The organism is Sporosarcina sp. Y1004, from assembly GCF_057669665.1.
The window spans coordinates 1-22,511 of the sequence record NZ_JBYHFQ010000022.1 but is presented as its reverse complement, the minus strand read 5'-3'; the positions used below and the strand labels follow the sequence as shown (position 1 = coordinate 22,511).

Below are 22,511 nucleotides of genomic sequence, written 5' to 3'. Positions count from 1 at the left end.
TCATCGGAGTGTTCTTATTCATTTAACAGACCCATCGTTATGGATTCGGGAAAACATTAGCGCGTCGTGCGAATGCCCATTTTGAAATAAATAACTGCGCAACTTTCCTTCTTCTATGAACCCATTTGTCTTCAAAAGTCCGATTGATGCACCGTTTGCTAGAAATGTAACTGCGCCTATCCTATGAAGACCGAGTTCTGTGAATGAATAATGCAGAACTTCTTGCAGTGCCTCAGACGTAATGCCACTTCTCCAGAAATCTGGATGTATTTCGAATCCGACTTCGGCTCTTTTCATACCGAGTGCTAGATTATTTAAACCAATTGTGCCAACGAACTGATTTCTATCCTTCAACATAATTGCCCAGCGGATTCCTTTTTCCGTTTCAAAATTGGTCCTAAAATGCTGTATAATTTTGTCTGCCTGAGCCTGTTCGTTCATCAAGTCCATTCCATAATACTTAATTACTTCTGGATTTGAAAAAACCTCAAATAGCGCTGGTGCATGATCCGGTGTGACTTCAGTCAATAGAAGGCGTGAGGTTTTTAAAAGTGGAAATGTCATTAGAAACTCCCTTTCACGTCGTATCGAATTTCATCTGCTAGCGTACGCGGATTACACATTTGTAAATACACTTCTTCAGCGGGAAAAAGGTATATCGGACTTTCTTTTTCTGAATAAAATCATCAAGGTGAAAGACAATTGAACCTTCTAACTGTTGCTGCAATGTAAGAGCGTACGTAGTTTTCCCTGATCCACTACCACCGTCAATTCCGAGGATGAAAGAATGATTGGATTGATGCTTCACTTAGTAATTCCTATTTCCTGGAATGGGAAGAACCTGAATTTCACCGAACCCACAACCGACTTTTCATCAACGAAGCCAATGATTCTGCTATCTGTACTGTTTCTCCGATTATCGCCGAGGACATACAAATAACCTTCTGGTACTTCTACCTTCAAGTCCTGCGTTAATTTTTGTCCTTCGAAAACATTTTCTTTCATGTCTCGGAGATAGGTCTCTTCGTATTCTTCGCCGTTTATGTAAAGTATGTCGTCTTTCATGACAACTACGTCGCCCGGCAGACCGATTACTCGCTTGATGAAATCATCGTCAGAATTGGGAGCATGAAAAACAATCGTGTCAAAGCGATCAATCTTATATACCTTTGAAATGACGACTTTATTATCATTTTCAAAAGTTGGCAGCATCGATTGACCGGAAACAACTACCGGTGTAAAGAGAAATTGCCGTACGGAAATTGCAATAATGAAGACTATTGCTAATGATTGAATCCATGAAATAAGATCGCTTTTTTCTCCTTCTTTCATCTGATAACCCCCAACTCTTTTCGTTGTTTTTTATCTGCACAAAACAAGACTTCCCTTTTAACAACTACCTATGCTCTATATTCTATTCTTAATCCAATTTTCCTGCTAAACGTCAAAGTTCTTTTCTAAATTGATAGAGTACTGTCCGAAGACAGTGCTTACAGTCTTTTTTCTTTTACAATGGAATAAAGCCTGAAAAGTTGATTTCCGCTGCGAGCGGACGTTCTCCGCGGGCACGGCTTCAGCCGCTTCCCTCGCTGCGCTCAGTCCAGGGCCTTCAGCTCGCGCTGTTCCCGCAGGAGTCGCCGCTCTCCGCTCCAATCAACAGTGTTTCCTAAGTATCAAATGAGGTGATGGATATGATGACGAAGAATCAAATTCATGAACGGGAAGGGCAAGATGCACAAACAGTAAGAACCAACAAAAGCTAATTCAGCGACACATCTGGCAAGACTATCTGGATGTAGTGGGGGACTTTAGACACCACTATGATATCAAAGAAAATATGGTAATCGAAAAGAGACGGTCGAACGCGTCTTTGCCAATGCCAAAGAGAAGCATGGTATGCGATGGACAACCCCTAGAGGGCTTATAAAATTGTCTATGCAGGCGATGCTAACTTTCCCTGCCCAAAATCTTTAGATGCTCACAAACTGGACCAGAAAAACGCCAGCTACGGCGTAATTGAAATAAAAATAGTGATAGAATATGGCTATTGTTCGCAAACAAAACATTAAAAAGACAAAAGGGCTGGAAATCAATTTGATTTCCAGCCTTTTTGTCTACAAATCTGAAGCACTGTCCGAAGACAGTGCTTAGTTCAGTTATGAATGCTATTTTTAGATTTTGAAATGACTGATTGCTTTATAGAGGTCGTCACTTAACTCCGACAATGTGTCCGCGGCTTGTGCCACTTCTTGGATTGCTCGAAGCTGTTCGTCTGTCGACGCACTAATCTCTTCACTTGCAGCCGCTGTTTCTTCAGCGGTTGCCGCCATTGTTTCAATTGTCTGCATGACCGTTTCTTTATGCTCCACTACCTTATTGACCTCATCGTAGACACTACTAATTGACTGCTCTAACTTATTCATCAGTTCGGATATATCAGCGAACGTCACTTGTGTAGCTTCTACCACTTTACCTTGTTTCTCGAATGTAGCTCCCGTTTCTCTCATTTGCATGGAAACTTGACGAGAACCATTTTGAAGCTCCATAACAGTTGCTTTCACTTCCTCTGTAGCACGAGCTGATTGTTCTGCAAGTTTACGCACTTCATCCGCTACCACAGCAAAGCCTTTACCATGTTCGCCCGCCCGTGCGGCTTCAATGCTCGCATTAAGTGCCAGCAAGTTCGTCTGCGTAGAAATTTGAGTAATCGTTTCCATCACTACTCCGATTGCTCCGACTTTTGTTTCTAACTCACCAACGACATCCGCCATCGACTGTAGGTTATTCTTCCAGCCATCGAACGATGATTGTAGTTGATTGACTTGACTAAGTCCACTCTTATTGACTACCTCGGCTTCCTTGGCAATCCCCGTCATAATGCTGGCTTTTTCTTGGATTCCAACAATTTGATTACCTAAGTGGTCGACCGTTTTCGTAACGTCTTCAGAATCATGCGCAGACTTTGTTGCACCAGACGCAATATCATCAATCGCTCCAGCCATCTGCTCACTAGCGGCATTCGTCTCTTCCGCGGATGCACTTAAGCTTTCTGCAGCGAGACGAACTTCATTGACGGAGCTGTTAACGAGCGTAATTAAATCTCTAATTTTAGAACCCATTGTATTAAAATTGGTTGCCAGTTGACCAAATTCATCTCTCGAGTTCACTTCGGCATGTGCATTTAGATCCCCATCAGCCATTTTGTCCATTGCCGATTGTAACGTATAAAGAGGTCTGATAAGCCGTGATATAAGTATCCACAAAACAACAATGACGGCCAATTCAGTAATAAGCGCTATGATTAAAATTAGATTACGTGCCTCAGTTACGGAACCTTTTATGGCACCTACATCATAAACCGTTCCAATTTTCCAATCAAAACTGTCCACCGTCTCATAAACACCAATCTTTTTTCTACCATTTTCAGTAAACTCGATTACTCCGTCTGTTTTCCCATCTGTATACAGTGAGGCAACATGCTTCTCTTCGATGCTGCTCTCTCCTTGTGTAACAGGATGAACGACAGCTACGCCTGTTGCATCATAAATGAACTGGTAACCATCAAAGCCAGGATTTGTTTTGCCGATTCTGTCAGATAGTGATGTTAATAGAAGATCGACCCCAATTGCTCCGACAAATTCGCCATCTTTCATTATTCCTTTTGTTACCGTTATGACGTAGCCGCCCGTAAATGCGTCAATATAAGGATCTGTCCAAATGACTTCGTTAGGACTTTCCTTTGCCAATTGATACCATCCTCGTGAAGTCGGGTCATATCCTTCCGGCGGAGGAGTGTCCCCAGAAAGTTTTGTATGCTTATTTTCAAATCCAAAAAAGATTGCTTCAGTTTCAGATAAATTATTTCGATAAGTTAGGAAAGCTTCATCTATCCCTTTGTCTAGCGTAGCCGTTACATTTTCTTTTCCAGTTTGTGTATCGATATAATCAATAACGTTACTGTTTTCTGACACCATTCCTAAAGCATATTCATATTGCATCAGAAAGTTATGTATTGAATAATTCATTTCTTTAATAGTGACTTGACTGTTATTCAATACATTTGCGGTAGCATTTTTCTCCATCTGCGTACTGACAACGCCATAAATGAATAAAACCGAAACAAAAAATAGTAAAAAAACGCCAGCTACAATTTTTGTGCGAATTGATTTCATCCTATTTCCCCTTTTCATTATTCCTTTTAGTTCAAGTATAGTCTAAAAGACTCTAAGACTGAAGCATTATTTTATTATTTGAACTATTCCAGAATCGCATCGTATCAACGGTTCAGATTATATTTTTCCCCAAAAAAATAACGCCATTAGCTGGCGCTTTGTTAATCAACCATTTGTAAATGCTTCGTACAATTAAATAATTCGCACATGTTTCTTTCTTCTCGAAGCTCAATAATTGTAAGTGAAGTATTTTCAAGATTTTCTCTCAAGTCTTTATGGGGAACTAGTTCGTTGATCAAACGGCCGAGAAATCCACCGTGACTAACAACTAGGATTCTTTTCCCAGGATATGCCGCGTTCATTTCCTTAACAAATTCCAAACCGCGTGAGACAATTTCCTCTTGCGGTTCGAACCCCAGTTCAAGCTTTCTCCACGAATGACCCCATTTTGCAACGCGCTCTGTTTCCGTCATTCCTTCGATTAAGCCGCCCCCTGATTCACGCAGACGGTTGTCAGCGATCAGAGGAATTCCAATACTACTATCAGCAATGATTTCTGCTGTTTTTGCTGCCCGCATTAAGGGACTTGTGTAGATGAAATCCCATTGTTCGCTTGAAAGCCTTTTTGCCACTCGGTTAGCCATTTCAATTCCTTCTTCGTCAAGCGGGATATCAGTACTCCCTTGAGCACGTCCTTCTTTATTCCACGTAGTGACTCCATGTCTCACAAATCCAAAAGTCGTAATATTAAACACCCCTTTGCTAGAAAAATTCAATGCCGTTCTCACACGACGTATCCAACAGATCTCAGTACATTATTCATAAATGACTCCGTATATAAGTAAACTTCTTCTCGTTCCGGTTCCTGATAAATATCATGGTACAAATGCTTCCATTGCTTGTACTGAAGTTCAGATAGATTTTGCCTAATGAGCCACTTCTTCACAGTGGAGGTATCCGTAATTTTATCTTCCTCTGCAATGTGCATTAAAACTGGAGTATCATGCATATTTCCTTCGTGCTGTACCACCAATTTCATGAATGCCTGTAACTCTTTGTACCAAGATACCGTGCTTTCAGTGCCATAATTCTCATCTGACCGTATTTCTTCATATAACTCACTGTTACGAGTCAACATTTCAACATCAATTTCATGATCCAGCTTAGTAGAAGATGAAAGTTTAGTCAGTACGTTCGAAAACTTCGGCGGTTGGTGACGCAGCGCCAACCAAGGCGAACTGAATACAACTCCTGCACACTCAATTTTCTTTCTTTGCAAAAGACGCATGACGAACGTCGCACCCATTCCATGTCCTATAATAAAAAAAGGTAGATTATCACCGAGACCGACCTCTATTAACTTTTCCACATATTTAGTGTATGTATCAACCTGTTCGTTGTGGATTTTCCCTTGGCTTTCTACTCCGTGTCCAGGTAAATCACCTGCCACGACATGGAAACCACTATTACGAAGCTTCTGAATGAGCCAAGCATTTCTACTATGATGTTCGTACACATTATGAACGATCGCCACGACAGCTTTAGGCTGTCCTTCCGCTTCCCATTTCCACACGGTCATCTTCCCCTAACCTATTACATTATTTTCTTTCTATTGTTTAACTCTTAACCTACTATAAAATCCTAATCTTTGTTACGATAATTATACACTACATAAAGAAATGAGGAGAGTTGAATGATTTATCCCTACAAAGATAAAACACCCGTAATCGATCCATCCGTATTCATTGCAGATTATACAACAATTTCTGGAGATGTAACAATTGGTGCCGAATCGTCAATCTGGTTCAATACTGTGATTCGCGGTGATGTCTCAGCTACAATTATCGGACGTAAAGTGAACGTGCAAGACTTGTGCTGCCTACATCAAAGCCCGCACTCTCCACTAATCCTTGAGGACGAAGTGTCGATTGGACACCAAGTTACTCTACATAGCTGCACTATAAAAAAAGGGGCGCTGATTGGCATGGGCTCCATCATTCTAGACGGGGCTGAAATCGGCGAGGGGGCATTTATTGGAGCGGGCAGTCTAGTACCGCCCGGTAAGAAGATTCCACCGAATATGTTAGCACTCGGTTCACCGGCAAAAGTTGTTCGAGAACTGAATGAAGATGACCGTGCAGATATGGAAAGAATTGTTCGTGAATACGCGGAAAAAGGGCAATATTATAAGAGTCTACAAAAGTGATGTATTGCCGCCATTGATTGGCGGCTTTTTTTATTGAAGGATAATAACACACGATAAAAAATGCCGGAAGCTAAGGAGGAGTCCTTGCTTCCGGCATTTTCAATAATTATTTCCCTGTTAGTTCTTTCAAAGCTCCAGCTTTATCCGTTTGCTCCCATGGCAGATCAACATCCGTGCGGCCGAAGTGACCATACGCTGCCGTCTGCTTGTAGATAGGACGACGGAGATTAAGCATTTTAATGATACCTGCTGGACGAAGGTCAAAGAGTTCACGTGTCAATTCCACAAGTTTACTCTCCTCAACAGTACCTGTTCCGAATGTATCAATCGAAATCGATACAGGTTGAGCTACACCGATTGCATAAGCCAACTGGACTTCACAGCGGTCTGCAAGTTCTGCTGCAACGATGTTTTTTGCAACATAACGAGCCGCGTATGAAGCTGAGCGGTCCACTTTCGTAGGATCTTTCCCCGAAAATGCCCCACCGCCATGACGGGCATAACCGCCATACGTATCAACAATGATTTTACGCCCAGTCAGACCTGCATCTCCTTGAGGTCCGCCTATTACAAATCGTCCAGTTGGATTGATGAAGTACTTTGTTTCTTCATCAATTAAATTAGTTGGTACAACTGGATTAATAACGAATTCCTTAATATCACTTTGAATCTGCTCAAGTGTCACTTCAGGATGATGTTGTGCTGAAATAACAATCGTATCAATTCTGACGGGTATATTATTTCCATCATACTCTACAGTCACTTGCGTTTTCCCATCCGGTCTTAGGTACGAAAGTGTTTCATCTTTACGTACTTGTGCAAGTTTAAAGGATAGTTTATGGGCTAAGCTAATTGGTAATGGCATCAGTTCTGGTGTCTCATTACAAGCATATCCGAACATCAAACCTTGGTCGCCTGCTCCAATATCTTCAAGTTCGTCATCTGTCATTAATCCTTCACGCGCTTCAAGTGCTTGGTCAACACCCGCAGCAATATCGGCTGATTGTTCATCGATCGCAGTGAGAACTGCAGACGTTTCCCAATCAAATCCGTATTTCGCTCGAACGTAACCAATGCCTTTAACAGTTTCGCGCACAACTTTTGGAATATCGACATATGTAGTCGTCGTGATTTCACCTGCTACGAGTACCAGTCCTGTAGTGATTGTCGTTTCACATGCTACGCGTGCATTTGGATCTTCCTCCAAAATAGCATCAAGGATAGCATCTGAAATTTGGTCGCACATTTTGTCTGGATGTCCTTCAGTTACCGATTCTGAAGTAAACAGTCGGCGGTTAGTCATGTCTTTTCCTCCTTATATCCTACGAGATTGATACGGTACTCATATGTCCCATGTAGAGTCCTCCCGGATTCAGGAAAGACTACAAGCCACTGCGAGCTCTATACACGAGGATAAAGGGCTAAACAAATTAAAAAGCCCTTCGCTCACGTACTAATACATGAGGAAAGGCATGATTTTAAAAGCACCTTTCACTCTTATCATACAAGGACTGTGCCTTGCTACAGGTTTGGCACCTTTGCGCAGACAAATAAGTCATTGCAGGTTGCCGGGTTTCATTGGGCCTGACCCCTCCACCAGCTCGGGATAAGAGTATCCGTTCAACTATATATGCTACGAAAAAACTTGTTCCCTGTCAAATTTCTTTGCCGATTTTACAACTAATTGCTTGAGATTTTGATTAATATAGATTATTATTCTTAATGTGTTATACTATTTAAGAAATGTGATGACATGACACCCAATTATATGGGACTATGAGTAAAGGACGGTACATAATTATGATTACAGCAAAGATTAGCGACGATCTAAATAACCTTCTTTCCGGTGAAAATATAAAAATTCAACTTTCAGTACCACAACTTGTTGAAAAAGCGATATCACGTGGAGAAGCTCAACTGACTTCCGATGGAGCAGTCACGGCTCAAACAGGGAAGTATACAGGTCGTTCCCCTAAAGATAAATATATTGTCGAGGAAGCGTCCTCCAAAGACAAAATCGATTGGGGCAGCGTAAACCGTCCGATTTCATCTGATGTATTTGACTCATTATATAATAAAATGCTTACACACTTAAAAGTTAAAGACGAACTGTTCGTCTTCAAAGGATTCGCTGGTGCAGATCCAGCTTCACGTCTATCCATTCAAGTCGTGAATGAATTTGCTTGGCATAACCTATTCGTCCATCAATTGTTTATTCGCCCGACTGAAGTAGAGCTCTCGAAACACGAAGCGCAATTTACTATCATTTCAGCTCCTTCTTTTAAAGCGGATCCTGCAGTTGACGGTACGAATTCCGAGACGTTCATTATTGTGTCTATGGAAAAACGCATCGTTCTCATTGGTGGTACTGAATATGCTGGTGAAATGAAAAAAGCAATCTTCTCTGTCATGAACTACTTCCTACCTGAGAATGGCATCATGCCTATGCACTGTTCTGCGAACGTCGGCGAAGAAGGCGATGTCGCTTTGTTCTTCGGTCTTTCAGGAACAGGTAAAACAACACTTTCAGCTGACGCGAACCGCAAATTAATCGGAGACGATGAACACGGTTGGTCTGACACTGGTGTCTTTAACATCGAAGGTGGTTGCTACGCGAAATGTATCAATTTATCTCAAGAAAAAGAACCTGAAATTTTCGGTGCAATTCGTTTCGGGTCAGTTCTTGAAAACGTTGTTATCGACCCAGTAACAAACATTCCTAATTACGATGATGGATCTTTGACTGAAAATACACGTGCAGCATATCCAATTCAAGCAATCGATAACATCGTTGACCCTTCAGTTGCAGGTCATCCGAAAACAATTATTTTCTTGACTGCTGACGCTTTCGGCGTACTGCCCCCTATTTCCAAATTAACGAAAGAGCAAGCAATGTACCACTTCCTAAGTGGTTTCACTTCGAAACTTGCTGGAACTGAGCGTGGTATCACATCACCTGAAGCAACATTCTCAACATGCTTCGGATCACCTTTCCTACCGCTTCCAGCGACAGTATATGCTGAAATGCTTGGGAAAAAAATTGATGAACATGACGCACAAGTATTCCTAGTGAATACAGGTTGGACTGGTGGCGTATATGGTGTTGGTAAGCGTATGGATCTTAAATATACACGCGCAATGGTTCGTGCAGCACTTGCTGGTAAACTAAATAATGTTGAAACAGAAATGAATAGCATTTTTGGTCTTGCAATGCCTACAGAGATTGAAGGCGTTCCGACAGAAGTATTGAACCCACGCAATGCATGGTCTGATGGAAATGCTTACGATCTTAAAGCAAAAGAACTAGCATCTATGTTCCGTGAAAACTTTAAGAAATTCGGTTCGGTTTCAGAAGAGATTACGTATAAAGGCGGACCAATCGCATAAGAAGATTGCTCTTAGTCTATATCCGATAGACTAGGAATGGCGTAAAGACAATCAGATATAAACAGGGTAGCACATTTATTGTGCTACCCTGTTTTTTTATCATTATAATCAGTAATGATCTACTCACTGTCTCTTCATCCAACTCGTCAAATCTCTAACAAGCTGTGCATTCATGCCCGGTGGAATGAAATGCGTGTATTCTGGGAAGTACCATGTCTCGTATACTTTATTATGTTCACGCAATGCGTTCTCCAATAACACAGCCTGTTGGAATGAGACGTTCTCATCAATCATGCCATGAATGATAAGAACAGGTGCAGTAATTTCATCTACGCGAAACAGCGCTGTCCTTTTTCTGTATTCATCAGGCACGCTGTTCGGCGTTCCACCGATAACTCGCTTCATCATCCGCCGCATGTCTTTCCGTTCTTTGTATGTAAAAATGACATCGGAAACACCCGACCACGTAACAACCGAAGTAATATCATCACGCAAAATAGCGGTCCACAGAGCCATAATGCCGCCTCGTGAAAACGCGAATAAGTGAATCCTCTCGACGTTTGTCATAGGATTTTGTTTCAGCACGTCTACAGCATTCAACGCATCCTGACGATCGGCACCTGCGAATTCATCCCGACCTTCCCCTCCACGGTTCCCACGGTAGTAAGGAGCGAATACAACGAACCCTTGCGCAGCAAACTGGGCAATTCGAGCTGGACGAACCATTCCTATATGTTGCATACCGCCTCTTAAATAAAGGATACCTTCATAGGTTCCATGCGTAAGCGGTTGCGCCATAAGCCCTTTCACTCTCAGCCCATCCGAAAAATAAGTGATTTCTTCAAGATAAACGTTTGGGTTTGGCGAAGGATAGGCTTTCCGATGAATAATAGTGCCATCATAACTCACGTGCTTCCACCCACTTTCTTAAAGCTTCCATTCCCGTGCCTTTCATATGAAAACTTAACTCATCACACGCGTCCAGTTCCTCACTTGTCATCCATGTAGCGCCATTCGTTTCGTAAAGTGTTGGATTTTCATCAATTTCTACAACGCTTCCCGTGAATACAGCTTTACAAAATGTGATATTGCTTCGAACGACATATTCCGCAAAATTTTGCACATCCGTAATTCTAACGCCGGTTTCTTCAATCGTTTCACGAATGGCCGCTTCTTCGATTGATTCCCCTTCTTCTGCTTTGCCACCTGGAAACTCGACACCACGCTCCAAATGACGAGTTAGAAGCCACTTTTCTTTATATTTCAATACAACAAGAACATGCCGAGCAGGCATACTAAATCGATTCTTTTCAAATGACAGCTCGACACGGCCACCGTTTACATCATTAAATGTCAGCATTAAAATCCCGTCCTTTCGTTCATTTTAACGAAGGACAGGATGAGTATCAACGAAAATAAGGAAGTTCTTCGATGAATCGCTTCGATGGCTCATCGGTGAACTCATGGATAAGTGCATAAATCCTCATCGTACGTTGATCGACCTTTTCATTATTCCGGCCATAATAATACGGTAAAAACGGTAGATGCGACCTAATAAAGTTCCGAATTTCAAGTTCATCTATCTGTGAAAATAAACGATTGAATACGGGAATATGTTCTTCTGTGATTTTAACTTCATACTCCCACGGTGAATCATCTGGGTGATGATATATTTGCTGATGTACAACTGAAACGTACATATTGTATTTTTCCATGCCAACCCATCCTTTTTTCTTTTTAGCATGGCTTAAAATGAACAAAAGCATGCATTCCCTTTACGGGAATACATGCTTTATCGCAAATCAAGTTTGAACGTCGACCGAAGCACCTTTATGAGGATGCGTTGCAGCAGACTGATCAGCTAAACTTTTCAGCATTTCTGTTGCAGCTGCCGTATTCATTGAAAGTGTGTTGTTTAGAACACTCAACCGGACAGTCGATTGCAAACTATTCAATTGACTAGCCATGATGGAACCCATATTCATTTACACCACTCTCCTCACTAGTATACTATCGGCATAAAGCTGATTATTTTAATGCAAATTAATTACTTGTTATCTTCCCCAAGGAACGCATTTAGCATCCACTGGTGTTTCTCAATGCTCTGATAAGTTGCATTCAGTAAATCTTCCGTCATGTCATCGCCATCTTTTGCAGCTAATTCCATACCTTTTTTCAACGATTTCATAATTTTACCAAAATCATCGACGACGTTCTTGACCATATCGTCTTCTTTTTCTTTTCCTGTAGCTTCTTTCACCACAGACATTTCAAGATGTTCTTTTAAAGAAGCTACCGGATTTCCACCCAGCGTCAACACACGTTCAGCGATTTCGTCCATATGAAGCGTAGCCTCATTATAAAGTTCTTCAAATTTGGCATGCAATGTGAAGAAATGAGGCCCTTTTATGTACCAATGGTAATTATGAAGTTTTGCATACATCACCGACCATGTTGATACTTGCACGTTCAATTCTTCAATAAGTTCTTTTGACATATTAATCTCTCCCTTTGTTATTATATAGTTCGTCCTTCTTTATATTTACCACTAAAGCCACTACAATAAACATATAGGTACTAATAGGGAGAAATGAAATGAAAAAAATTGTAATAGGCATTATCAAAATCTACCAAAAAGTTATCTCGCCTTTAACTCCCCCGTCTTGCCGTTTCTATCCAACTTGCTCCCATTATGGAATTGAAGCAGTGGAAAAGCATGGTGCATTAAAGGGTTCTTGGTTGGCGGTTCGAAGAATTTCAAAATGTCATCCATTTCATGAAGGTGGATTTGATCCAGTTCCTGAGAAAGACTCAAAAAAAAAGTAATTCCTAGGACAAGACAGGTAGGCAAAACTGCCGAACTGTCTTTTTTTGATGATAATAAAACCACTTATTTAGTTGCCAAAATAGAAAAGCTCTTGTATGATAAAAAAGTCAGTTCTCTAAATCGGAATGATTACTATTAAATAAATGGAGGTTTTTGCATGAACCGGAAACTGCTAATCATCTTTTCTTTACTCACAATTATAGTACTTTCTGGATGTGGTAATAAGGTGAAGAACACAGAGAATAGCGAATCTGAAAAACTAACAATTTATACTACGGTTTATCCACTACAATACTTTACTGAACGTATTGGTGCTGATCATGTTGAAGTTAAGTCCGTCTATCCCGCTGGAACGGACGAGCACACTTTTGAACCGACACAAAAAGATATGATGTCACTTGCGGAAGCGGATTTGTTTTTCTATATCGGAATGGGCCTTGAAGGATTTGTCGAAAATGCTGAAAAAACATTAAAAAATGAAAATGTCAAACTGATTGCAACAGCAGAAGCTATAACCGAAGAGTCGCTAGAGGAAGCACATGGCCATGATGCAGAACAGGATGAACACGAAGAGCATAATCATGGCAGCATTGATCCGCACGTATGGATTTCGCCAAAACTAAGTATTGAACTTGCATCTTCTATTAAAGACGCATTAATTGTATCAAAGCCTGAAATGGAAATTGAATTTGAAGAGAACTATGAACAATTGAAACTAGAACTTGATGAACTCGATGATAAATTTAAAGAAATGGCTCTGAATGCACCTTCGAAGACATTCTTTGTTTCTCATGCTTCTTTTGGTTATATTGCAAATTCATACGGCCTTGAACAAATTGCAATTGCGGGATTGAATTCGCAAAGCGAACCTTCACAAAAACAATTAACTAAAATTGTTAAAGCAGCGAAGGAGCAGAATGTTCAGTATGTATTATTCGAGCAGAATGTTTCTTCAAAATTGACTGATGTCGTAAGGAATGAAATTGGAGCAGAGTCACTCATGCTTCATAATCTAGGCGTATTAACCGTCGATGATATAAAAAATAATGAAACCTATTTCACTTTGATGAACAAAAATATTGAGACGCTTAAGAAAGCGTTAAATACGAAGTAAATGCGAAAAGGCTATCATGTAATCCAGATTAAATCTGGGTTGCTTGATAGCCTATTTTGTTGCCAGAATTTTCAAATCTAAGACTTGTGAATAACTTGTTTTAGACGGCACTCCGAGGGAGCGTGCAAGCTTGGACTACTTAAGAGCTCTTTCTTTATTCAGTATCCATCCAACTCTTTCAATTTACGACGCATTAGCTTATTAGACCCATTACGCGGGAGCTTTTCGACAAAATGGAACGACTTCGGTACTTTGTAGCGAGCCAATCGCTCTTCGCAAAATAATGTTAACTCTTCAGCCGTTACTTTTCCAGAAACGACAACAAATGCAATGGGGACACTTCCCCACTCTGAATGTTCTTTAGCACAAACGCCTGCCTCACGGACACTTGGATGCGCAACTAACACATTTTCAATTTCAGCCGGATAGACATTTTCACCACCTGAAATGATTAAATCGGATCTTCTGTCAACGATATATAAATAGCCTTCATCATCCAAGTAGCCGATATCGCCTGTCGGGAACCATCCATCCTCCAAAGGATCTACCCCTCCGAAACGACCGATGTATCCTGGTGTGACGTGGGATCCACGTATTAGAACTTCACCTTTTTCTAATGGTGTTTCAGTATTTTTGATTTTGATTTGATTTAAAAACAAAGGTTTGCCGGCAGAACCCATCTTACGGATGGCATCGTTTGCCGCCAAAGTTGTTGTTTGAGAACTTGTTTCCGTTAAGCCATATGTTTGAAGAACTGGAACTCCAAGCGCTTTTGCTCGATTCAAATAATCGATTGGAAGAGGTCCACCTCCGGCTAGCATTGCTTTGAATATAGGATGAGCAACCTTATTCCTCTCTTCCATTTCACGCAAGACTTTATCAAGCATAAGTGATACGACGGACATATATGTGACTAACCCATTCTCTACTGCACTGGCAGATTTAACTGCATCGAACTTCTCCTGCAATACGACTTCCATTCCATAAAGAACAGAACGGACTAGAATTGAAAAGCCACTAATATGGAAAAGTGGCATAGCACATAGCCACGCATCCCGTTCGTTAAGCCCCAGATTAAGGACGGATGAAAGTGCACTCGAAACATGATTCCCAACGGTTTGACGGACACCTTTCGGAAATCCTGTCGTACCTGATGTATACATAATTGTAATGGTTCTGTCGGTTTCCCAACTATCCTGGATAATAAATGGCCTTTCAGGGCTCGTGTAAATTACAGAAAAGTGTAACTTCCGTACTGGCATGTCAGCAACTATGCTATGTAAATCATCCGCCACAATTAGCGTGGTAGCACTTGAGTCGTCGAATTGATACTCAATCTCCTTTTTCGTCAACCGGCTATTCAACATGACAATTTCTAGTCCCAATAGCATACAGGCATGAATGACAAATACCATTTCAGCATTGGAAGCCCCAAGTAGTGCAATTCGATCCCCTTCACTTAAACCATTGGCTTTCATTTTCTGCGCAAGAGTCATTGCACGATTTTTTAATTGTATAAATGTCCACTTTTCATCCTTAAATGAAAAAGCTGTTTTATCGGGCGTTAAATATGCCCGCTGTATTAACCAATTTGGAATCATCCAATCACCATCCATTCAGAAAAAGCCACCCGATTAAAGGCAGCTCTTTAAGTATTCATGCAGTTTTATTAAGGGAATCGAGGAAACTGTCCGAATTCCGGTTTACGTTTTTCTTTGAACGCATCGCGGCCTTCTTTCGCCTCATCCGTTGTGTAATAAAGAAGTGTTGCATCACCAGCTAATTGTTGAAGTCCAGCAAGTCCGTCCGTATCTGCGTTCATTGCTGCTTTTACGAAACGAAGTGCAGTTGGGCTCATGCCAAGCATCTCTTCACACCACTGGACAGTCTCGTCTTCCAATTGTTCATAAGGAACCACAGTGTTAACTAACCCCATGTCGAGTGCTTCCTGTGCGTTGTATTGACGGCATAAGAACCAGATTTCACGCGCTTTCTTATGACCGACGATTCGTGCCAAGTATCCTGAACCGTAACCTGCGTCGAATGAACCGACTTTCGGTCCTGTTTGTCCGAAAACTGCATTTTCTGCAGCAATCGTCAAATCACAGACAACATGCAGAACGTGTCCGCCGCCGATTGCATATCCTGCAACCATTGCCACAACCGGTTTTGGAATAACCCGGATTAGGCGCTGCAAGTCCAGAACGTTAAGACGCGGTATTTCATCTTCACCGACATAGCCGCCGTGACCACGAACTGATTGGTCTCCGCCTGAACAGAATGCTTTCTCGCCTTCCCCTGTTAATACGATGACACCAATGCTTTGGTCGTCCCTTGCGCGTGAAAATGCGTCGATTAACTCTGATACCGTTTTAGGTCGGAATGCATTGCGCACTTCCGGACGGTTGATTGTTACTTTTGCAATCCCGCCATACTGTTCGTATTTGATGTCTTCGTATGTACGTATCGTTTCCCATTGACGTGTCATAGTGACCCTCCTCGATTTTTCAACTCTGAAACATGCTGCTCTACCATTGTAGCAAATGTACCCGGTTTTTCCACATGAATTGCATGCCCAACGTGTTTTATCGTTTCATGGCGGACATTGTGAAATTTATCATGCATTTCCCGGGAAATATTTACGAACTTAGTGTCGAGTTCTCCCGTTATTAGCAAAACAGGCAGATTGATCGTCTCAAGACATTCCCAATAAGACTGTTGGCTGCCTGTGCCAATGCCGAGTAGGCTGTTGGCTAGTCCATTACCCCTTTGACCTAGCCGCTCATTTCTGATTTCTATCTGTTTTTCTTTAGGTAAAACTTTCTGTGTTGCAAATAACTGAACGTTTTCCCAAAAGTCGACGAATGAAGGTAACCCATCTTTCAATATTCTTTCTGCCAAACGTTTATCCGCTGCTTTTCTTTCATTTCTTTCATTTTCTGTCTTTAAACCTGGAGAAGAGCTTTCTAGAATTAATGATGAAATCCGATTCGGATAATTAATTGTATAAGCCAGAGCGATACGCCCACCCATGGAATAACCTATCAATATTAATTGATCAAGTGATAACACAGTAAATAATTCCTCGAGATCGGCTAATTGCTGTTCCATCGTGTATCTGTTTACATCATCTGGAATACTCGATTTCCCGTGTCCAGTCAAATCGACAGCTATTGTTCTGTATTTACCTTTGAATAATTCAACTATTTCACGCCATGAAGCAGTGCTACCTGTGAATCCATGTAGTAGAACGACAGAGGGTAACTGTTCTTCACCCGAAATTACTACATTTATATCTATGCCCCGAATGCGAATCGTCTTGTTACTCATCCTGCTCAATCCTAGCGGTAATTTGTTTCCATAGGTCACGGTGTGCAACGACGTTTGCCTGTCGATTTGTAAATACTTCTATGATGCGCACTGGTTTATTTTTCACTTTAGCTAACTCTATCCCAAACTCTTCTGGGGTTGTTATCGCTGCATACTGAGCGTCATACATAGCTGCTATGTGACCAAACGTTAACCCTGTAGGTGTACCAAATAATTCTTCAAAATGACGGCCTGCTTCAGCTTGTGGAAGGTATGAGAATATACCACCACCGTCATTATTGATAATTACAATAGTCAAGTCAACCTCATGAAAACGAGTTACAATAAGCCCATTGACGTCATGTAAGAACGACAGGTCGCCTATTAATAGCCACGCCGGTCTCTTTCTATTGGTCTGGACACCAAAAGCTGTCGAGACAACGCCATCAATTCCATTCGTCCCACGGTTGGCAAAAATCGCTATATCTTTGGTCGTTTTCCTAAAAAACGTATCAACATCACGGATTGGCATACTGCTACCAGTAATTAAGTCGCTTCCGGAGGGAAGATGCTCAAAAAGCAACTTCGCAAAAATTCCTTCATCTCCGTCAACTCCCGTGTATTCATCGGTGATTGCAGATGCAGCATCATTCGCTAGTGTCCACGACTCCGAAAAAGATGTCTTTTGTTTTTCGACCAATATTCTTAATACCGTTTCAGGTGAAGCCTGGATATGGTGGGTAACAATACCAAGTGAATCTCGGAATTCCGGTGATTCATCAACCGTGATAACGTTCGCTGGTCGCATTGCTTTCAAATATAGTGAAAGTGGTTTCGAAACCGGTTGTGTACCGAATCGAATCACAGTATCAGGTACAGATTTCCCTTTGAATAACTCACTCTTTAATATTGCATCATAATGATCAATACATAGTGAACGGCATTGCTCTGGTATTTCCGTACGAAGATTTGATATCGGATCGCACAATACCGGCCATTCCAGCGCTTTTGCAAAGCTCCAGAAAAGCTCTTTATTTAATCCTACTGGCATTTCCCCAGCAATAATTATTCCCTTTTCTGAACGAGCAAGTAACAAGGTAATTTGTTGAATCGTTTCTAGATCCAGACTATCTACACTTTGAATCCTTTTCTGGAAAGTCATTTTGGGTATCTCACGATCAAAATCAATGAGTAGCGGTTCACGGAACGGAACATTTAAATGGACCGGTCCGCGTGGAGCTGTAGTTGCTACCGATAATGCCCGACTTATATGTCTATCGATAAAGTCATCAATGTCTGTATTTTTTTCTGCAAGTGGAAAGTCTACACTATGTTTCACATGCTTACCGTACATTCGAATTTGATCGATTGCCTGTGGTGCTCCAACTTCTCTTAGTTCGTGTGGGCGATCCGCAGTAATAACAATTAGTGGGATTCGCGCATAGTACGCTTCTGTTATCGCAGGATGATAGTTGGACGCCGCTGTACCTGATGTACATAAGAGAACGACAGGATCAGAAGAGGCCTTTGCCATTCCAAGTGCAAAATAGGCTGCTGAGCGTTCGTCTACTTGCATATACACATCAAGCTCATCTGTTGAGGCAAATGCATATGCGAGTGGTGTCGAACGAGAGCCTGGACTAATGACTACAGTTTTCACACCGGCCATCATCAAAGCACTTGTCATACGTCGAACATAATCAGTCAAAACTATTCGGTTATCCATTTAATTTACCCCCAAGTGCACGTATGACCGGTCTGAATTTCACCCATGTTTCGTCGTATTCCTTATCAGGTTCAGAATCCGCCACAATACCGCCCCCCGCATACAAATATGCACTATCCCCATCGAGTAGTGCAGAGCGGATAGCCACAGCAAATTCACCATTTCCTGCTGTATCCGTCCAGCCGATTGGTGCTGCATAATATCCTCGATCCATGTTTTCCTCAGTGCGAATCAGTTCCATCGATTTTTCTGTCGGAACACCGCCAAGTGCCGGAGTTGGATGGAGAGCCTGAACCATGCTAAAAATATCAGTCCCACGTTCAACTTTCCCCTCAACTGGTGTTAACAGATGCTGTATATCACGAACTTTCATTAATTTCGGTACTTTTGAAACTTTGACATCTGTACAAAAAGTTTCAAATACTTGTGAAATCATATTTACAACGTATTGATGCTCTTCTCTATTTTTACGATCTTCAAGAAGTTGATCACCAAGTTTCCGGTCTTCAGCCGCTGATTTACCGCGTTTGATAGACCCTGCTACACATGCAGAGTACGCCCGTCCATTCGATATTTCTATAAGCCGCTCTGGAGTAGCACCGAAAAATAGTTGACCTTCTTTTTGCAAACCGAAGTGGTAACTTTCTTGTTGTTCGTTCGTAATATGGTGAAGTGCCGTGACAGCAGGTACTTTATCTTTAAAGTTTAATTTTATCGCTCTTGCAATTACAACCTTCTCCGCTTCACCATTATTAATTCGTTCTGTAATATCAACTAACGTTTCCATATAATGATTTTTCGCTAGCTCCTCAATAGATACAACTTCTGGCTTGGTATGAAGAGCGAATTCTTCCACTTGTGCAATATGGATAAGACGATCCCTTTCCTCGCGCAACTTTTCAAACTGCTCCGCAGCATCATTGCTTTTCGTAACTAGGTTTATGGAGATGGCAGTCTTGCCATTTGTAATTGATAGCTGGAAAGCAGGCACAACAAAATGAGCAGATGGAAATGCATCCCACTCTGTTCCCTTATTACTTTTAGGATCAAATGAGAAACCTCCGAAAAGAACAGGCTCCCGATCATTTTCTTCCTTTATAAGCGCCGCACACAAGTTTTTCCAGCTTTCTGAAATAACCTCAAAACGATTCTCCGTTTCTTCACTGGTCAATACAGTAGCATGTCCAATTCCAACAAGTGTTAATGTTTTATCTGCATTTTGCCAATAAAACCGTTCATCTTTATAACATGAATCCCCTGCCTCAAAAAATGCAAGTGGTGATATTCGATCCGCATCAACAGTTTCTGTGAAAAAGCGCAATTCATGCTGACTAACTTTTAATTTAGATTCGCGGGTAGTGGTCAACTTCCGATTCATTATTTTCCCTCCGCACATTCATACGTCAAATTTTGAGCTTATTCCTTTATTCTATTATACCGAATCTGTAGCGTTTCGGCACATAATATGCAGTCTCTCTGTTCACTCCACCAGTTATGGAGTACAATGGATGAGGTCATTATGAACCTCCTACGACTGAAATCATGGGTGTTCTTGGCTTAATCACAAATGTAGGGAGAGAATCATAATGCAACAGAAAATAGAAGCGGATTCAGGTTGGCGAATTTGGTGGCAGCTAACCCGACCTCATACACTCACTGCAGCTTTTGCACCAGTTTTCCTCGGTACAATGATTGCGTTGACATATGGGGACATTCATTTTCCTCTATTTTTCGCTATGCTTATTGCAAGTATATTCATTCAAATGGCGACAAATATGTTCAATGAATACTATGATTTCAAAAGAGGTCTCGATACAGAACAATCCATAGGTATCGGAGGTACAATTGTCCGGAATGGCGTCAAACCGAAAACGGTGTTGAACCTTGCCTTTATGCTTTACGGAATCTCCATTCTTATAGGAGTATACATATGCATGGAAACGTCGTGGATGCTTGCAGTGGTCGGTGGCATATCCATGATAATTGGTTATTTTTATACAGGCGGTCCATATCCAATCGCGTACACGCCTTTTGGGGAACTCTTTTCCGGAGTTGTCATGGGAATGCTACTTATCCTCATTGCATTCTATATTCAGACAGGAACGATCACGACAGAAGCAGTACTTCTATCCATACCAAGTATGTTGCTTGTCGCGGGTATTATGATGGCAAACAATATACGTGATTTGGAAGGAGATAAGGAAGGCGGACGGAAGACGCTTGCGATTCTAGTTGGCCGTTCTAATGCAATTACCATCCTAATGCTATTTTTCATCGTATCTTATGGTTGGGTTGTGGCAATGATTCTCTTTGGACATCTCACTCCATGGGCTTTAATCATATTCTTAAGTCTAAAAAAACCGGCATCTGCAATCACCGTGTTCCGAAATAACCACCTACCCATACATGTGAACCCTGCCATGAAAAACACTGCAATCACAAACACGCTGTTTGGATTACTATTAGGCATTGGAATCCTCATTGGACATCTTCTTTTTTAATATTTAATCAAAAAAAGTCTGAACCATCACTCTGATGGCTCGGACTTTTTTTGTTCGAATGTTTAAAAAGGACTTCAAGAAGGAAAGTAAAAAGAATAGACAACAATCCATTCCATGCTCATTAAGCAAGTTATTAATGAGCATACTGATACTATTACTGAAAAGGACGTGGCAAAACATGTTAGATGCGAAACAAACAGAGACATTAAAAAAAGAGTTACATGAAATGATGGATCATTTAACCAAAACAGAAAAAGAAACGGATATTAAAGATAGTCCGTTAGAAGAAGTCGGAGAACTTTCTATGTATGACAATCATCCTGCTGACATGGGTACTGAACTGTTTGAGAGAGAGAAAGACGTAGCACTGAACGTGCATGCAGGCTCTGAGCTTAATAAAGTAGAAAACGCCTTACAAGCAATGGAGGATGGTTCTTATGGAAAATGCGAAGTATGTCAAACGGATATACCATTTGAGCGGCTTGAGGCAGTTCCTTATACCACTCTTTGCATTGAACATGCGACAGAGCAAGAAGTACCTCAAGACAGACCTGTAGAAGAAGATACTCTAACCATGGCCAACCCTAACTCATTCGCCGATAGAAAGTTGGGAACAACTCGGGACGGTGAAGATAGCTTTCAGGAAATTGCAAAATCCGGAACATCTGAAACCCCTTCAGATTTTAGTGGGGATCACGCCAGCTACAATACGCTATACGACAACGAGATTTCAGACGGTGCAGCTGAAGAAATTGAAGAATTCACTGGCACCGATATAAATGGTCAATCAAGGGGTTTTGTACGATCCGATGCTTCTGACAAATATGAAGATGAACTGGATAATGAAGGAATTGAATCCCCACTTGGTGACATTCCATATCATGAAAGCGATGGTTATGTTGACGGCAAAAGAAAATGAATTAATTTGTTAATTGAGTCAATTGGAATAGGTTTTTAATTTATGGTGCTAGATACAATGGAAGTAGATTCCATTGTATCTATTAGCATTTGTTGAGTACAATACCAAGTCGAAAAAGTATATTCAGGTTTACAATGCACTAGATAATTAAGAGAATCTACAGATTCATAGTAGTAGGAAAAGACTTGTCCCCACAAGCAGTAAACGGCGAGTCCAGACATGAATTCCAATCATTAAAATTATCTTTCTAAACAATAAAAAAGCAGTAATGCAAGTTTAATAAAAAACTTGTATTACTGCTTTTTTTATGACCCCTACGGGATTCGAACCCGTGATACCGCCGTGAAAGG

22 protein-coding genes, 1 pseudogene and 1 riboswitch are annotated in these 22,511 nt (G+C 41.2%); of the genes and pseudogenes, 7 read left to right on the top strand and 16 right to left on the bottom strand.

Annotation, left to right across the window (positions count from 1 at the left end):
* Positions 1-18: 18 nt before the first annotated feature.
* Together AC25Y6_RS14210 and lepB are read right to left on the bottom strand one after the other, a co-directional pair.
* Positions 19-564, bottom strand: a complete 546-nt coding sequence (locus AC25Y6_RS14210) for a GNAT family N-acetyltransferase (protein WP_482100074.1) — start codon at positions 562-564, stop codon at positions 19-21.
* Between the two features lie 240 nt (positions 565-804).
* Entirely contained in the window at positions 805-1,332 is a 528-nt protein-coding gene (gene lepB / locus AC25Y6_RS14205) for a signal peptidase I (protein WP_482100075.1), read from the bottom strand.
* 394 nt (positions 1,333-1,726) lie between these two features.
* Between lepB and AC25Y6_RS14200 the strand changes: the two are divergent.
* Positions 1,727-1,974, top strand: a pseudogene (locus AC25Y6_RS14200) (transposase); the annotation flags it as partial.
* A 197-nt stretch (positions 1,975-2,171) separates the two neighbouring features.
* Here the strand turns inward: AC25Y6_RS14200 and AC25Y6_RS14195 are convergent.
* The 3 genes from AC25Y6_RS14195 to AC25Y6_RS14185 form a co-directional block, all read right to left on the bottom strand.
* Positions 2,172-4,172 carry a methyl-accepting chemotaxis protein gene (locus tag AC25Y6_RS14195; RefSeq protein ID WP_488143494.1) on the bottom strand — a complete coding sequence of 667 codons (2,001 nt, stop codon included), beginning with the start codon at positions 4,170-4,172 and terminating at the stop codon, positions 2,172-2,174.
* A gap of 161 nt (positions 4,173-4,333) precedes the next feature.
* Positions 4,334-4,918 (bottom strand): histidine phosphatase family protein, encoded by a 585-nt coding sequence (locus AC25Y6_RS14190; RefSeq protein ID WP_488143516.1) that lies wholly within the window; start codon positions 4,916-4,918, stop codon positions 4,334-4,336.
* Positions 4,919-4,956: 38 nt separating this feature from the next.
* Complete coding sequence (locus AC25Y6_RS14185) at positions 4,957-5,751, bottom strand: alpha/beta hydrolase (RefSeq protein WP_488141526.1); 795 nt, start codon at positions 5,749-5,751, stop codon at positions 4,957-4,959.
* Positions 5,752-5,865: 114 nt separating this feature from the next.
* Here AC25Y6_RS14185 and AC25Y6_RS14180 point away from each other — a divergent pair, with 114 nt between their 5' ends.
* Positions 5,866-6,378 (top strand): gamma carbonic anhydrase, encoded by a 513-nt coding sequence (locus AC25Y6_RS14180; protein WP_482100078.1) that lies wholly within the window; start codon positions 5,866-5,868, stop codon positions 6,376-6,378.
* 106 nt (positions 6,379-6,484) lie between these two features.
* Here AC25Y6_RS14180 and metK read toward each other — a convergent pair whose 3' ends face one another.
* Entirely contained in the window at positions 6,485-7,681 is a 1,197-nt protein-coding gene (gene metK / locus AC25Y6_RS14175; protein ID WP_488143493.1) for a methionine adenosyltransferase, read from the bottom strand.
* Between the two features lie 191 nt (positions 7,682-7,872).
* Positions 7,873-7,991: riboswitch (SAM riboswitch) on the bottom strand.
* A gap of 187 nt (positions 7,992-8,178) precedes the next feature.
* Between metK and pckA the strand changes: the two genes are divergently transcribed.
* A complete protein-coding gene (gene pckA, locus AC25Y6_RS14170) occupies positions 8,179-9,765 on the top strand; it encodes a phosphoenolpyruvate carboxykinase (ATP) (protein ID WP_488143492.1) in 1,587 nt (528 codons plus the stop codon).
* Positions 9,766-9,888: 123 nt separating this feature from the next.
* Here the strand turns inward: pckA and AC25Y6_RS14165 are convergent, their stop codons facing one another.
* The 5 genes from AC25Y6_RS14165 to AC25Y6_RS14145 form a co-directional block, all read right to left on the bottom strand.
* Complete coding sequence (locus AC25Y6_RS14165; protein ID WP_482106351.1) at positions 9,889-10,674, bottom strand: alpha/beta hydrolase family protein; 786 nt, start codon at positions 10,672-10,674, stop codon at positions 9,889-9,891.
* Complete coding sequence (locus AC25Y6_RS14160; protein ID WP_482106350.1) at positions 10,664-11,125, bottom strand: NUDIX domain-containing protein; 462 nt, start codon at positions 11,123-11,125, stop codon at positions 10,664-10,666. Before AC25Y6_RS14160 ends, AC25Y6_RS14165 begins: the two co-directional genes overlap by 11 nt.
* Positions 11,126-11,171: 46 nt before the next feature.
* Complete coding sequence (locus AC25Y6_RS14155) at positions 11,172-11,480, bottom strand: transposase (protein WP_482100083.1); 309 nt, start codon at positions 11,478-11,480, stop codon at positions 11,172-11,174.
* A gap of 87 nt (positions 11,481-11,567) precedes the next feature.
* Positions 11,568-11,750: a putative motility protein gene (locus AC25Y6_RS14150; protein WP_488143491.1), complete on the bottom strand. Its 183-nt coding sequence runs from the start codon at positions 11,748-11,750 to the stop codon at positions 11,568-11,570.
* 62 nt (positions 11,751-11,812) lie between these two features.
* Positions 11,813-12,262, bottom strand: coding sequence for a Dps family protein (locus AC25Y6_RS14145; protein ID WP_488143490.1), 450 nt, complete (start codon positions 12,260-12,262; stop codon positions 11,813-11,815).
* 98 nt (positions 12,263-12,360) lie between these two features.
* On the opposite strand from AC25Y6_RS14145, the gene yidD reads away from it, so the two are divergent.
* Together yidD and AC25Y6_RS14135 are read left to right on the top strand one after the other, a co-directional pair.
* Entirely contained in the window at positions 12,361-12,591 is a 231-nt protein-coding gene (gene yidD, locus AC25Y6_RS14140) for a membrane protein insertion efficiency factor YidD (protein ID WP_488143489.1), read from the top strand.
* A 158-nt stretch (positions 12,592-12,749) separates the two neighbouring features.
* The gene (locus AC25Y6_RS14135; RefSeq protein WP_488143488.1) at positions 12,750-13,706 is read left to right on the top strand and encodes a metal ABC transporter solute-binding protein, Zn/Mn family; all 957 of its coding nucleotides are present in this window, start codon (positions 12,750-12,752) and stop codon (positions 13,704-13,706) included.
* A 158-nt stretch (positions 13,707-13,864) separates the two neighbouring features.
* Here AC25Y6_RS14135 and AC25Y6_RS14130 read toward each other — a convergent pair whose 3' ends face one another.
* Genes AC25Y6_RS14130 through AC25Y6_RS14110 form a run of 5 tightly spaced genes read right to left on the bottom strand, consistent with a single transcriptional unit; the run spans position 13,865 to position 20,119 of the window.
* Positions 13,865-15,322 carry an o-succinylbenzoate--CoA ligase gene (locus AC25Y6_RS14130; RefSeq protein WP_488143487.1) on the bottom strand — a complete coding sequence of 486 codons (1,458 nt, stop codon included), beginning with the start codon at positions 15,320-15,322 and terminating at the stop codon, positions 13,865-13,867.
* Positions 15,323-15,375: 53 nt separating this feature from the next.
* Entirely contained in the window at positions 15,376-16,194 is an 819-nt protein-coding gene (menB, locus tag AC25Y6_RS14125) for a 1,4-dihydroxy-2-naphthoyl-CoA synthase (RefSeq protein WP_482106344.1), read from the bottom strand.
* Positions 16,191-17,036 (bottom strand): 2-succinyl-6-hydroxy-2,4-cyclohexadiene-1-carboxylate synthase, encoded by an 846-nt coding sequence (menH, locus tag AC25Y6_RS14120; RefSeq protein WP_488143486.1) that lies wholly within the window; start codon positions 17,034-17,036, stop codon positions 16,191-16,193. Before menH ends, menB begins: the two co-directional genes overlap by 4 nt.
* Entirely contained in the window at positions 17,029-18,741 is a 1,713-nt protein-coding gene (menD, locus tag AC25Y6_RS14115) for a 2-succinyl-5-enolpyruvyl-6-hydroxy-3-cyclohexene-1-carboxylic-acid synthase (protein ID WP_488143485.1), read from the bottom strand. Before menD ends, menH begins: the two co-directional genes overlap by 8 nt.
* Positions 18,734-20,119, bottom strand: coding sequence for an isochorismate synthase (locus tag AC25Y6_RS14110; protein WP_482106341.1), 1,386 nt, complete (start codon positions 20,117-20,119; stop codon positions 18,734-18,736). Before AC25Y6_RS14110 ends, menD begins: the two co-directional genes overlap by 8 nt.
* Positions 20,120-20,327: 208 nt before the next feature.
* Between AC25Y6_RS14110 and AC25Y6_RS14105 the strand changes: the two genes are divergently transcribed.
* On the top strand, positions 20,328-21,242 hold the full coding sequence (locus tag AC25Y6_RS14105) for a 1,4-dihydroxy-2-naphthoate polyprenyltransferase (protein ID WP_488143484.1): 915 nt from the start codon (positions 20,328-20,330) through the stop codon (positions 21,240-21,242).
* Between the two features lie 178 nt (positions 21,243-21,420).
* The gene (locus AC25Y6_RS14100) at positions 21,421-22,161 is read left to right on the top strand and encodes a TraR/DksA C4-type zinc finger protein (protein WP_488143483.1); all 741 of its coding nucleotides are present in this window, start codon (positions 21,421-21,423) and stop codon (positions 22,159-22,161) included.
* Positions 22,162-22,511: the final 350 nt, after the last annotated feature.

Bases quoted from the DNA above. Each gene is read 5' to 3' on its own strand.
- AC25Y6_RS14130 (WP_488143487.1), bottom strand. From the start codon at position 15,322: ATGGATGGTGATTGGATGATTCCAAATTGGTTAATACAGCGGGCATAT.
- menD (WP_488143485.1), bottom strand. From the start codon at position 18,741: ATGGATAACCGAATAGTTTTGACTGATTATGTTCGACGTATGACAAGT.
- AC25Y6_RS14210 (WP_482100074.1), bottom strand. From the start codon at position 564: ATGACATTTCCACTTTTAAAAACCTCACGCCTTCTATTGACTGAAGTC.
- AC25Y6_RS14195 (WP_488143494.1), bottom strand. From the start codon at position 4,172: ATGAAATCAATTCGCACAAAAATTGTAGCTGGCGTTTTTTTACTATTT.
- AC25Y6_RS14105 (WP_488143484.1), top strand. From the start codon at position 20,328: ATGCAACAGAAAATAGAAGCGGATTCAGGTTGGCGAATTTGGTGGCAG.
- AC25Y6_RS14185 (WP_488141526.1), bottom strand. From the start codon at position 5,751: ATGACCGTGTGGAAATGGGAAGCGGAAGGACAGCCTAAAGCTGTCGTG.
- AC25Y6_RS14145 (WP_488143490.1), bottom strand. From the start codon at position 12,262: ATGTCAAAAGAACTTATTGAAGAATTGAACGTGCAAGTATCAACATGG.
- menH (WP_488143486.1), bottom strand. From the start codon at position 17,036: ATGAGTAACAAGACGATTCGCATTCGGGGCATAGATATAAATGTAGTA.
- AC25Y6_RS14155 (WP_482100083.1), bottom strand. From the start codon at position 11,480: ATGGAAAAATACAATATGTACGTTTCAGTTGTACATCAGCAAATATAT.
- metK (WP_488143493.1), bottom strand. From the start codon at position 7,681: ATGACTAACCGCCGACTGTTTACTTCAGAATCGGTAACTGAAGGACAT.
- menB (WP_482106344.1), bottom strand. From the start codon at position 16,194: ATGACACGTCAATGGGAAACGATACGTACATACGAAGACATCAAATAC.
- pckA (WP_488143492.1), top strand. From the start codon at position 8,179: ATGATTACAGCAAAGATTAGCGACGATCTAAATAACCTTCTTTCCGGT.
- AC25Y6_RS14180 (WP_482100078.1), top strand. From the start codon at position 5,866: ATGATTTATCCCTACAAAGATAAAACACCCGTAATCGATCCATCCGTA.
- AC25Y6_RS14160 (WP_482106350.1), bottom strand. From the start codon at position 11,125: ATGCTGACATTTAATGATGTAAACGGTGGCCGTGTCGAGCTGTCATTT.
- yidD (WP_488143489.1), top strand. From the start codon at position 12,361: ATGAAAAAAATTGTAATAGGCATTATCAAAATCTACCAAAAAGTTATC.
- AC25Y6_RS14110 (WP_482106341.1), bottom strand. From the start codon at position 20,119: ATGAATCGGAAGTTGACCACTACCCGCGAATCTAAATTAAAAGTTAGT.
- AC25Y6_RS14100 (WP_488143483.1), top strand. From the start codon at position 21,421: ATGTTAGATGCGAAACAAACAGAGACATTAAAAAAAGAGTTACATGAA.
- AC25Y6_RS14150 (WP_488143491.1), bottom strand. From the start codon at position 11,750: ATGAATATGGGTTCCATCATGGCTAGTCAATTGAATAGTTTGCAATCG.
- lepB (WP_482100075.1), bottom strand. From the start codon at position 1,332: ATGAAAGAAGGAGAAAAAAGCGATCTTATTTCATGGATTCAATCATTA.
- AC25Y6_RS14135 (WP_488143488.1), top strand. From the start codon at position 12,750: ATGAACCGGAAACTGCTAATCATCTTTTCTTTACTCACAATTATAGTA.